This window comes from Bradyrhizobium sp. FW305-F6 (assembly GCF_058782905.1).
In genome coordinates this window covers 645032-656443 of the sequence record NZ_JBYSYD010000002.1, presented here as the reverse complement: position 1 = coordinate 656443, position 11412 = coordinate 645032, and the positions used below count along the sequence as shown (strand labels likewise).

The 11412-nt window shown below is 65.1% G+C and carries 9 protein-coding genes; 4 read left to right on the top strand and 5 right to left on the bottom strand.

Features of this window, described 5'->3' with window-relative positions:
* Positions 1-26 precede the first annotated feature (26 nt).
* Both AC3WLX_RS14415 and AC3WLX_RS14410 read right to left on the bottom strand, forming a co-directional pair.
* Positions 27-1523 (bottom strand): caspase family protein, encoded by a 1497-nt coding sequence (locus AC3WLX_RS14415; protein ID WP_492336434.1) that lies wholly within the window; start codon positions 1521-1523, stop codon positions 27-29.
* A gap of 131 nt (positions 1524-1654) precedes the next feature.
* Entirely contained in the window at positions 1655-2821 is a 1167-nt protein-coding gene (locus tag AC3WLX_RS14410; RefSeq protein WP_492337291.1) for an ABC transporter substrate-binding protein, read from the bottom strand.
* A 290-nt stretch (positions 2822-3111) separates the two neighbouring features.
* Between AC3WLX_RS14410 and AC3WLX_RS14405 the strand changes: the two genes are divergently transcribed.
* The 4 genes from AC3WLX_RS14405 (at position 3112) to AC3WLX_RS14390 (ending at position 10129) form a co-directional block, all read left to right on the top strand.
* A complete protein-coding gene (locus tag AC3WLX_RS14405; protein ID WP_492336433.1) occupies positions 3112-5544 on the top strand; it encodes a bifunctional diguanylate cyclase/phosphodiesterase in 2433 nt (810 codons plus the stop codon).
* Positions 5545-5631: 87 nt separating this feature from the next.
* Positions 5632-6927 carry an MFS transporter gene (locus AC3WLX_RS14400; RefSeq protein WP_492337290.1) on the top strand — a complete coding sequence of 432 codons (1296 nt, stop codon included), beginning with the start codon at positions 5632-5634 and terminating at the stop codon, positions 6925-6927.
* 155 nt (positions 6928-7082) lie between these two features.
* Entirely contained in the window at positions 7083-9668 is a 2586-nt protein-coding gene (locus AC3WLX_RS14395) for an EAL domain-containing protein (protein ID WP_492336432.1), read from the top strand.
* 59 nt (positions 9669-9727) lie between these two features.
* Positions 9728-10129, top strand: coding sequence for a hypothetical protein (locus AC3WLX_RS14390; protein ID WP_492336431.1), 402 nt, complete (start codon positions 9728-9730; stop codon positions 10127-10129).
* A gap of 272 nt (positions 10130-10401) precedes the next feature.
* Here the strand turns inward: AC3WLX_RS14390 and AC3WLX_RS14385 are convergent, their stop codons facing one another.
* The 3 genes from AC3WLX_RS14385 to AC3WLX_RS14375 form a co-directional block, all read right to left on the bottom strand.
* Complete coding sequence (locus AC3WLX_RS14385; protein ID WP_291626597.1) at positions 10402-10623, bottom strand: hypothetical protein; 222 nt, start codon at positions 10621-10623, stop codon at positions 10402-10404.
* 52 nt (positions 10624-10675) lie between these two features.
* A complete protein-coding gene (locus AC3WLX_RS14380; RefSeq protein ID WP_492336430.1) occupies positions 10676-10918 on the bottom strand; it encodes a transcriptional regulator in 243 nt (80 codons plus the stop codon).
* Positions 10919-11014: 96 nt separating this feature from the next.
* Positions 11015-11224, bottom strand: a complete 210-nt coding sequence (locus tag AC3WLX_RS14375) for a cold-shock protein (RefSeq protein WP_492336429.1) — start codon at positions 11222-11224, stop codon at positions 11015-11017.
* Between the last annotated feature and the right edge of the window lie 188 nt (positions 11225-11412).

Sequence of the window (11412 nt, the reverse complement as noted above, 5' to 3'; positions counted from 1 at the left end):
CCGGTGCGAATTCATGCCGGATCGGCTCAATACCTGCGGTAGTCGCCACGTGCCGGGCCGCCATAGCCGCCGCCACCATAGCCTCCGCCGTAGCCGCCGCGGCTCATCCCGATCCCGATCCCGATGCCGACACCCACGGCTGCGGGCGGGGGCGGCGGCGGGGCACGCTCGTAGACGACCACTTCGTCGGGTGGGGGCGGGCGGCGCGGCTTCGGCGGCGTCTCGACGACCTTGCGCTTCGGCGGGGTGTCGTCGACGCGTTTCTTGATGGTGGGCGGAACGCTCGGATTGACGGGCGTCGCCGGCGTCGGCGTCGAGCATGGGCAGGTCGGTGCCGTCGCGACGGCGACCGGGACGGGTGTCGAAGCAGCCGCGACGGGTTGGCCGTAATTGCGGTTCTGGACGCGCTGCAGCAACCGGCGAGCCGTTGCAGCCAGGTCGCTATTGTCCCAGTTCACAAGGTAGGCCTCGAACGAGGCGCGGGTGTTGATCGCGGTGGCGCGCTCCCAGGCCAGCATCTGGCGACGGCGCTCCAGCACGGTGCGCAGGCGCGGCGTGCGGGTGTCCTGCGCGTAAAGCTCGATATAGGCCTGATACGCCTCGACGGTGTCATCGGTGATCACGAGCTCGTAGGCGACCATGGCCGGCTTGCCTCGTAATTCCTTGCGCCAGTCTTCGAGGCTGCGCGTGCCGCCGGCGAGCGCCATCGCGGATGCGCCGGGAAGAGCGGGCGTGCTGCCGCTGCTCTCGCCGAAGAACCTGAAGTCGGTGGTCAGGGATGAGCTTTCCCAGGGGATCTGCCGGCCGTCGGTCGATTGCGCCACGGCAACGCGGATGCGCTTGAACATTTCCTCGATCGGCAGATTGGGCTGCTTGGCAACCGTCAGCACGGCCGCCGTGTAGGGGCTGTCGAGGCCGTTGCCGTCTTCGGCTTCGGCGCCGGGCGAGGTCGAATAGGAGATGAAGGAGCCGGGCGCACCGGCCTTGGTGTCGACGATCGCAAGACCGTGGCCGGCGCCGCGGAGCGCGGGGAACGGATTGTTGCGGCAGGCATCCAGCATGAAGATGCGCGCCCGCGTCGGCAGCGCGCCGAGCGTGTTGAGCATGTCGTTCAGCCGCACGCCCTGGAGCGGAATGTCCGCCTCGCGCTTGGGATCGAGATCGACCGGAACGAGATAGTTCTCGCCGTCGATCTGAAGCCCGTGGCCGGCATAGAACACCAAGGCGACCGTGTCGGGGCCGCTGGCACTGACCTTGCCGGCGAAGTCCGAGATCGCCGCGCGCATTTCGGTCTGCGCCAGGTTGGCGGCGGTGGTGACGGTGAAGCCGGCATTGCCGAGCAGTTCCGTCATGCCCTTGGCGTCGTTGGCGGCGTTGGGCAGCTCCGGGACGGTGCGATAGGCCGACTGACCGATCACCAGCGCAAGCCGCGCTTCCGCGGCGGCCTCCGTAGGGATGGTCAATTGGGCGAGGGCGAGAACACCGGATGCGAGAAACAAACTACGAAGAACTGGACGGCGCATGAAGTCACCTCCATCGGCAATGCGCGCGATGATGTCATCTCTTATAAGTCTGCACCATGAGTCGGTCTGTGCTCTGGATCACGCTGCGGCAAAATGGGGCAGGCCATGCCGGGCGGCCCATCGCGGCAGTCCTAAAGCCGGTCCACCGCCTTGAACGTACCGTCTTTCTGGATCACCGTCAGGAACACCTTCGGCGGCGTGTCGAGCATGCGCGTGCCGACGGTGACGGTGCTGCCGCTGATGTCGAAACGGCCGACATCGTTGATTGCGCGCAGCAGGTTTGCACGCGTGGGGTTGGAACCGGCCTTTTCCAGCGCGGCGGCCGCGAGGCGTCCGGCGAGGTAGCCTTCCAGCGACACGAAATCCGGCGTCAACGCCGGATCGAACGCCTTCTGCGCCGCCTGGTAGTCGGCGACGAGCTTGAGCGAGCGGTCCCAGGGAAACGGTACGACCTGCGAGACGATGACGCCTTCGCCCTCGGGGCCGAGTTCGGCGGCGAGCGCGTTGGCGCCGACGAAGGAGATGTTGACGAAGGTCGGATCGGCGCCGCTGCGGCGTGCGAGCTTGATGAACTCCGCGCAGGGCCCGTAGGTCCCGACCATCACGATGGCCTCCGGGTCGGCGCGCTTGATCATCCGCCAGGCCTGGGCGACCGCGCGGGTGTTGCGCTCGAAAGTGCCTTCGGCGGCGAGCTCGAGGCCGCGCCTGGCGAGCGCACGCTTCACGCCGACGAGACCGTCGCGGCCGAAGGAATCGTCCTGGTAAAAGATCCCGATGCGGGTGAACCTGCGATCCTCGGTGAGATGCTTGATCCAGGCTTCCGCCTCCGCGCCATAGCTCGCGCGGATGTTGACGACGTTCGGAAGCTCCAGATCGCGCAGGAATTCGGCACCGGTGAAAGGGCCGATGAAGGGGACGTTCCTGACGCTGGTGATCGGAATCGTCGCCATCGCAGTCGGCGTGCCCACCGCGCCAATCAGCGCGAACACCTTGTCATCGTCGATCAGGCTCAGCGTCTGCGCCGCGGAGCGGTCGGGATCGTAGCCGTCGTCACGGCTGACGAGTTGCAGCTTGCGGCCGTGGACGCCGCCCTTGGCGTTGATCTCGGTGAACGCCGCGACGATGCCTTGGCGCATGCGCCGCCCGAGCATGGAGGAGGGGCCCTCCAGAGCCGCGGCCTGGCCGAACAGGATCGTATCCACGCTGACGCCGGCCTCGTCGCCCCTGGCCGGGAGCGTGGCCGCGGCAAGAAGCACGATGGTCAGGACGACGGATCTGGCTGATCGGAATCGATACATCGTGAGCATTGGCCGGATCGTTCGAGGAAACCTTGCGCAACCTAGCCTCGCGAGCCTGAATAGCTCGCTAAGCGGCACGGCGAAGAATGTCCGTAGTAGTCCGGGCAAAGTCGGCAACATAAGTCCGGAATTCCGGGATCGGTCAGGCACTTCGTTAACTAATTTCCGCATTGCGGAAAGACTGCTTTCCGAAATTGTGCAGTTCTTAACCGCCGTCTTGCTCCGATAGCGCGGCCGGCACCTCAACCAGAGGTTCGGTTCGTCGCGGACAAGGGGACAGCGGCTTTAAGATGGACGGTCGCGATCAGAATGATCAGGATCGGAGGCGCGGCGGCGGATGGTGGCGTGCCGCGCCGCTGCTCGGGCTCTACCAGCCTGCGCTCGTCGCGGTCGGCGTCGGCCTGCTATTCTCCGTCCTGGGCGCTGCCGCCGTGGCGCGGTGGGAGGATCGCGTCAACAGAATCGAGTTCGAGAACGCGGCCGAGACCCAGGCGATCGTCATGCAGAACGGCATGAACGAGTACATATCGCGGCTTCTCGCACTGCGCACGCTGTTCGAATCTACCAACGAGGAAGTCACCCGCAGCGAATTCGAGACCTTCAGTGCCCGCCTGTTCGAGCGTCACCCCGGCATGCTGCGCGTCGCCTGGTTGCCGCGCGTCAGCCGCAAGGAGCGCGCCGAATACGAAATCGCCGCGATCAGGGACGGCGTGTCGGGCTATCGCATCAAGTCGCTCCAGGGCGAGAGCTTCGCCACCGCGCCGCAGAGCGACGAGTATTTCCCGGTGTTCTACTCGACGCGGCCGAAGACCTCGTCGGTCTACGGCATGGACTACACCACCGTTCCGGAGCGCCGGGCGGTGCTGGAGCGCGCCCGCGACAACGACCGCGTCGCAGCCCTCCGCACGCGCCTGTTCGAACCGAAGGAGGGCGGCGGCCAAGTGCCCGACGTCCTCGTCGCCGTTCCCGTCTACGCCAAGGGAACCTCGCGCGAGGAGATCGCCGATCGGCGTAGAAATCTCTCCGGCTTCGTGATCGGCATCTTCGACCTGCCGCTGCTGATCCAGTCCATTCGCGTGACCACCGGAGCAAGCCCCGCGGTCAGCATGAACGTTTACCCGCCCTTCACGGCGCAGATCGTCAGCCTTGCGGAAACATTGCCGGATTATTCGTCGGCTGCCACGGCGCCGCAGTCGATGCGGGACGTCGCGAACGCCCGGCATTGGTCGGGCAACCTCAGGATCGGCGACATCGATTGGCAGGTGAAGGCGGTTCCTGCTGCCGGCGGTCCGCTGGCGACGACTTACGATCGCGCGGTCGCGGTCCTCATCGTCGGCATGCTGCTGACGCTGTCGCTGTCGACCTATCTCATGCTCGCCAGCCGCAACTCGCGGCGGCTGTCGCTGGCCAACCGGCGGGTGCTCGAGCTTGCCCAGACCGACATCCTCACCGGCCTGCCGAACCGTGCCTTCTTCCTCACCCGGCTCGACGAGATGAACAACCAGCTGGGTGTGAGGGGTCTGCCCTTCGCGATCCTGATGCTCGACCTCGACCGTTTCAAGAACGTCAACGACTCCCTCGGTCATGCCGCCGGCGATGCGCTGCTGCGCCAGGTGGCGCAGCGGCTGAAATCCGCACTGCGCGCCAACGACGTGCTGGCGCGGCTCGGCGGCGACGAATTCGCCATCATCCAGGAAGCCGGGGAGGATCAACGCGCCTGCTCGACCGAGCTGGCGGCCCGGATCGCCAAGCTCGTGAGCGAACCGTTCCTGCTGCCCGGACACCGCGTCGAGATCGGCACCAGCATCGGCATCGCGGTCGCGCCGGATCACGGCGGCGATCAGGAGCAGCTCCTGAAGAAAGCGGATCTCGCGCTCTATCGTTCGAAATCGGCAGGCCGCAACTGCTTCACCATCTATGACGAAGCGATGTCGGCCGAGCTGGAGGCCCGCAACACGCTGGAAGGAGACCTGCGCGACGCCATCGCGTGTTGCCAGCTGGAGGTGCATTACCAGCCGTTCGTCGATGCCCTCAGCGGCGAACGACGCGGCTTCGAGGCGCTGGTGCGCTGGCGGCATCCGTTGCGCGGGCTGATCCCGCCGGACCAGTTCATTGCGCTCGCGGAAGAGACCGGGCTGATCGTGCCGCTCGGCGAATTCGTGCTGCGGCGCGCCTGCGCGGATGCGGCTGGCTGGCCCTCCGATCTCATGGTCGCCGTCAATCTGTCGCCGATCCAGTTCAAGGAAGCCGACCTGTTCGACATGATCTGCGGAGCGCTGGCGGATTCCGGGCTGCCGCCGCAGCGGCTCGAGATCGAGATCACGGAATCCGTGCTGCTGGAGCGTGGCAGCGAGAACCACGCCTTCATGGAGAGGCTAAAGCAGCTCGGCGTCGAGCTCGCGCTCGACGATTTCGGCACCGGCTATTCCTCGCTCAGCTACCTGACCGCGTTCCCGTTCGACAAGATCAAGGTCGACAAGTCGTTCATTCGCAATCTCACCCAGCAGCCGCGCTCTTCCGCCATCATCTCCTCGATAGTCACGCTGGCGCGCGGACTGGACATGTCGGTCACCGCCGAAGGCGTCGAGACCGGCGAAGAGTTCGACCGGCTGAAGGCGCTCGGCGTCAATTTCGCGCAAGGCTATCTGTTCGGCCGGCCGCAGCCGATCGAGCGAATCCTGTTCGACGCGCCAGCCAAATCGTCACGCCTCGACGCCGCCTGAGCGCGTCTGCGGGCCATGCGCGAAAAGCGCTTGACCCGGCGAACCCGAGATGGTCCGAAGGACCGTCCAGGGATGAAACACATCAACATGCGGCTTCCGTTCTTCTACGGCTGGGTCGTGGTCGCCGTGACCTTCGTCACCATGGCCATCGGCGTCAACGCGCGCACGGCCTTCTCGTTGTTTTTTCCGCCTATCATCTCCGAGTTCGGCTGGGAGCGCGGCGTCACTGCGGGCGCATTCTCCTTCGGCTTCGTGGTGTCGGGTGTGGTCAGCCCGCTGATCGGCCGCCTGATGGATCGCGCCGGCCCGCGCGCGGTGATGGAGCTCGGCGTCGTGCTGATGGCCGGCGGACTGTTGCTGGCGCCGCTGACCAGCGCACCCTGGCATCTCTATGTCACCATCGGCGTCATGGTCGGCGCCGGCAGCGTCTGTCTCGGCTATTCCGGCCAGTCACTGTTCCTGCCGAACTGGTTCATCCGCAAGCGCGGCTTCGCCATCGGCATCGCCTTCGCCGGTGTCGGCATCGGCTCGGTGACGCTGCTGCCATGGGTGCAGCACATGATCGAGCAGACCGGCTGGCGCACCGCCTGCACCGCAATGGGCCTGCTTGTCCTGATCGCGCTGGCGCCGATCAATCTGCTGCTGCGCAAGCGTCCCGAGGACATCGGCCTTCAGCCGGACGGCGATGCCGCTCCGGCCGCAGGAGCCCCGAAACCGATCTCCAATGTGGTCGACGCCGTCTGGGCCAATACAGATTGGACGCTGAAGCGCGCCGTTGCGACCGCGCGATTCTGGTGGATCGCGCTCGGCTATTTCTGCGGCCTTTACATCTGGTACGCGGTGCAGGTGCACCAGACCAAGTTCCTGCTCGACATCGGCTTCAGCTCCAGTGTTGCGGTGTGGGCGCTCGGCATCGTCAGCCTCCTCGGCATTCCAGGCCAGATCCTGCTCGGCCATGTCTCCGACCGCATCGGCCGGGAATGGGTCTGGGCGATCAGCTGCGCAGGCTTCGTCGTCTGCTTCGCCGCGCTGATCGCGCTGAAATATCAGCCTTCGCTCTGGCTGGTCTATCTCATGGTGTTGACGCAAGGCGCGCTCGGCTACGGTCTCACCTCGATCATGGGCGCGGTGGTGTTCGAGATCTTCCAGGGCCGGCACCAGGGCAGCATCTTCGGCACCATCATGCTGGCGGCGCTCGCGGGTGGCGCGGCCGGACCGTGGGTCACCGGCCTGCTCCATGATCGTTCCGGCGACTACACGCTCGCTTTCGGCATCGCCATCCTCGTGAGTGGCTTGTCGGCGCTCGCGATCTGGCGAGCAGCGCCGGGCAAAGTGCGAGCCGTGGCCGGCCGGCTGCATACGGTCAAGACCGGCTCCGACTAAGACCTGTACGCATCAAGGTACCTTCGGCGCTTTCGCCGAACGTTAAGCATGTCGCGCCTTGGCCGGATGCGGTGGATCGGCAAGAACGTCTTGGACACCATCGGAACGCTAGTCTCAGCCGATTGCCGTTTATTCCCGATATTTCTGGTCTGACGATGTCCGCCACCGATTGTCTTGCAGCCGAAAAGCCGGACGTGCTCTGGGCCGCGCTCGAACGCGCCGAGGATGCCGTCGTCATCGTCGATGACGCGCACAGTATCGCATATTTCAACCCCGCCGCAGAGAGCCTCTGGAAGCTTCCCGCGGCCGACGTGCTCGGCTGCGATGCCGCCGTTCTCACCCTCAATTGCCTCCAGCCTGGCGCGACCGTCGCTTTCCGCGAGGAGATCAGCCTCGTACGGCGCGACGGCAGCCGCATCAGGGCGATGGTGTCGGTGTCGTCAGCGACGGTCGGTAGCTCCGCCCATCATATCGTGTTTGCACGCGACGTCACTGTCGACGCTGACCGCCGCGCAAGGATCGGGCTCCTCAACGCCGTTTCCGACCAGACCAACCGCGCGGTGATCATCACCGATGTCGAGCAGAACATCGTCTATGTCAACTCGGCGTTCACGGCGCTGTTCGGCTACAGTAGCGACGAGGCCGAAGGCCGCCGCGCCAGCGAGCTCATTGCCGGCCGCTACACCGATCGCAGGGCCGTCGCCAAGTGGGTCGGCCGCCTCAAGCGCGGTGGTCATGGCGGCGAGACGGAGGTGCTGGTTTACGACAAGAACGGGGAGGAAATCTGGGTCTCCGCGCGGATCGATGCCTTCCGCGACGGCAAGGGGCGGGTCAAATACATCTTCGTGCTGCTCGACGACATCACCGAGACGAAGCAGCTGCGCTCGCTCCAGCAACTCATCATGAGCGCGCTCGCGGACGAGGTGCCGATCGGTGAGATCGCAGACCGGCTGTGCCGCCGCGTCGAGGAGATCGCACCCGACGTCGTCAGTTCGCTGCTTCACATCGACGCCGCCGGCTTGATCCATCCGCTCGGGGGTCCGAGCCTGCCTGAGGATTATTCCCGTGCGCTCGACGGCGTCGCAATCGGCCCCAACGTCGGCTCCTGCGGAAGCGCGGCCTTCCATGGCGAGCCGGTGCTGGCGACCGATCTGGAGACGGATCCGCGCTGGCAGCCTTACAAGACGATGCCGCTCGGGATCGGCCTGCGCGCCTGCTGGTCGACCCCGATCAAGGCCAAGGACGGCCGCGTCATCGCGACCTTCGCGTTCTACTATCGCGAGCCGCGCGCGCCGAGCAATTGGCACCGGCGCATCGTCGAGGCCTGCGTCAGCCTCGGCGCCTTCGCGATCGAGCGCAAGGAGGCCCGCGCCGAAATCGCGCGGCTCGCCTATCACGACATCCTCACCGGTCTGCCGAACCGGGCTCAGCTCCGGCATCTGATCACCACCGCGATCGGCGCCTGCCCCACCGGCGGCCACGTCGCGCTGGCCTTCCTGGACGTCGATCGTTTCAAGGACGTCAACGACACGCTCGGTCATGCCGCCGGCGACGAGCTCCTGGTCCAGCTGGCGCAGCGCCTGCGCGAGCAAATCGGCCCCGGCGACATGCTGGGCCGGCTCGGCGGCGACGAGTTCGTCATCCTGCTGCCGCAGCGTGACGCCGCGACCGCCGACCGCGTCGCGGCCGACATCACCGATGCGCTGGCTCGTCCGCTGCGGCTCGGATCGAAGCTGATGCCGATGTCCGTCAGCATCGGCATCAGCCTCTATCCGGATCATGCCACCGATATCGATACCCTAATGCAGCAGGCCGACGCCGCTATGTACATGGCCAAGCAGGCCGGTCGTTCGACCCATCGCATCTTCAGCGCCGAGATGAACGGGCTCACCGAGCAGCGGCTGGCGCTGATCGCAGCGCTCCGCCGTGCCATCGCGGAAGGCACGCTGAGCCTCAGCTACCAGCCGCAGGTCCGCAGCTGCGACGGCGCGATCCATGGCGTCGAGGCCTTGGCGCGCTGGCATGATGCCGTGCTCGGCGACGTCTCGCCGGCCAAATTCATTCCGCTCGCCGAGGAATGCGGCCTGATCGAGCAGATCGGCCTGTGGTCGGTGCGCGAGGCGTGCCGGCAGATGGCGAGCTGGCGCCGCGCCGGCCTGAACATTTCTTGCGTGTCGGTGAACCTGTCGCCGATCAACTTCCGCAACGTCACGCTGGCCGCGCGGCTCGAAGACATCCTGGCCGAGCACGATCTGCCTGCGGACGCGCTGATGCTGGAGATCACCGAAGGCGCGTTCATGCAGGACGGCGCCGCAGCGCTGGAGACGATGAACGCGATCCGCGAGCTCGGCGTCGGCCTCTCCGTCGACGATTTCGGCACCGGCTATTCGAGTCTCAGCCGGCTTGCGCATCTTCCGATTCGCGAATTGAAGATCGACCGCAGTTTCATGCGCGACATCGAGCGTGACGCCGGAGCGCTCGCGATTGCCACCGCCGTGGTCCGCGTCGGCCAGGGCCTCGGCATGACCGTCGTTGCCGAGGGCGTCGAGACCGAGGGCCAGCGCAAGACGCTGGCCGGGATCGGCTGTGACGTTGTCCAGGGCTTCCTCTACGCCCCCGCGCTACCGCCGGTCGCCTTCGAGCGCTGGCTGATCGAGCATTGCGCCGAGCGGGCGAGGACGATGCTGGGACGGCTCGATGTTGCGGAATCGGGACGCGAGGCGGTGAAGCGGTCGGCGTAGCTACCTCGAGCGATATTCCCTGGCCGATTGGAACGGATCTGCGTCCGGCGATTTGGTCTTTGACCGCCGCTGGACGGGTATTGCGTCATGCCGCGCTTTCAAACTGCATTGGCCTGATGAAAAAACCGGAAAGCACAGCAACCGCCCGAGCGGCAGGCTTTCGACCTTCGCAACAGCAGCTCAAGGCGATCACGGTATGGATCGCTCGTCAAAGCGACGAGCCCAGCCTGTCCGAGGCGATAGGCCGATTGGTGGAACTGGGGCTTTCGTTGCACGCCGATCCGGATCGTCAGAAAAGGCGCGCTCGCAAAATGGCCGCCGATGCGATCGATGACATGGAGGACGCGGCAGCCACGGCGCAGGGCAGGGCAACCCGCAAGCGGGAATTGCTCGATGGACCCAAGGAGTTCGACGAGGTACGATTTGATCGGTCGAAGCGCAACAAGCCAATCACAGAATAGGTCGAGCACCAACGCGCCGACACCGCCGGGCCTGAAAGTACCGGAGATATGGAGTACCAGCAATGAAACGGCAGTCTCAATCGCGTGCAGAGACCGAGGCGAACAGCTTCTTCAAACAGAGCCCAACCAAGCCCGCGACTGATTATGAGAAGGCGGACCAGGCTTTCCAGGCAAATCGGGAGCGGCTGAAGGCTGAACGGCTGGCGAGAGAGGCGGAACAACAAGGCCAGTCCGAAAGGACGCGTTAGAGCCATAATGCTCGCATGTTCAGACTAGAGCATCGAAAGCACGACGATGCCGTCCTCGAACTCTCCCGAGGCCATGCGTGCCCGCGCTATGCGCTCGAACTCGGTCCGATGCTTCCGCAGATAGCTGAAGGCCTGCTTCTGTGTGTCGAATTCCGTGGCAAGCCGGCACAACTGCCGATTTGCGCCGGACGCGAGAAAGAAAGTGATGGTTCCGTGGTCTGGCTTGATTCGCGGCACGATCGGCACTCTCCGGCATGTGATCGGAACGTCAGAGCCTCGCCGACTGCGTCGAAGGCGACTATCGCGGCGGCTTCCTTGAACGTTTCTTGAGTGTCGGCGCAGGCAAGGTCAACCGAAGAGCTTCATCGGCCGCTTCCTTCGCCTCGCGCGCCTCCCGGAGCCGCGCCATGTTCTTGCGAACCTCGATGCCCTGCTTTTCGACGTCTGCTAGGGCCCTTGCGCCTTCTTCGGCGGCCAGACGCCTGCGATCGGAACGCGCGATACTCTCGGGTGACGGCTCAGCCGATCGCTTGGTGCTCATCGCTCACCGGCTCCGCAAACGACTACACCCGCTCAATCCAAGGATTGAGCGGGCAGAATGACCGTTTCAGTACATCCGTGAAACGGCGCCATAATATCAAGCCAGCGCGAGGTTCTCGGCGCTGACTTTGCCTCGCATCTTGTCCGTCTTGATCTCGAAGCTGACCTTTTGGCCCTCGCCGAGACCGGCAAGACCGGCTCTTTCAACGGCGCTGATGTGAACGAACACATCGTTGCCGCCGTCGGACGGCTGAATGAAGCCGAAGCCCTTTTGACCATTGAACCACTTAACGGTACCTGTCGTCATTTTTCTTCTCCAAAGCGCGCAAGCGCATCCCGCGCGACGCTCGCGCGGTTACCTTCAACTTCGTCGATGTCTTTGGAAAAGGAGCCCGCGGGCGCATTCAACAAGGCACAGCGGCTAATCGAACAGCTTCAATATACACGACTTTCACGGTTTTGCAAGAAGTGAAGCCGGTTTGTTTTGACGTAGCG

Bases quoted from the DNA above. Each gene is read 5' to 3' on its own strand.
- AC3WLX_RS14415 (WP_492336434.1), bottom strand. From the start codon at position 1,523: ATGCGCCGTCCAGTTCTTCGTAGTTTGTTTCTCGCATCCGGTGTTCTC.
- AC3WLX_RS14410 (WP_492337291.1), bottom strand. From the start codon at position 2,821: ATGTATCGATTCCGATCAGCCAGATCCGTCGTCCTGACCATCGTGCTT.
- AC3WLX_RS14405 (WP_492336433.1), top strand. From the start codon at position 3,112: ATGGACGGTCGCGATCAGAATGATCAGGATCGGAGGCGCGGCGGCGGA.
- AC3WLX_RS14400 (WP_492337290.1), top strand. From the start codon at position 5,632: ATGCGGCTTCCGTTCTTCTACGGCTGGGTCGTGGTCGCCGTGACCTTC.
- AC3WLX_RS14395 (WP_492336432.1), top strand. From the start codon at position 7,083: ATGTCCGCCACCGATTGTCTTGCAGCCGAAAAGCCGGACGTGCTCTGG.
- AC3WLX_RS14380 (WP_492336430.1), bottom strand. From the start codon at position 10,918: ATGAGCACCAAGCGATCGGCTGAGCCGTCACCCGAGAGTATCGCGCGT.
- AC3WLX_RS14375 (WP_492336429.1), bottom strand. From the start codon at position 11,224: ATGACGACAGGTACCGTTAAGTGGTTCAATGGTCAAAAGGGCTTCGGC.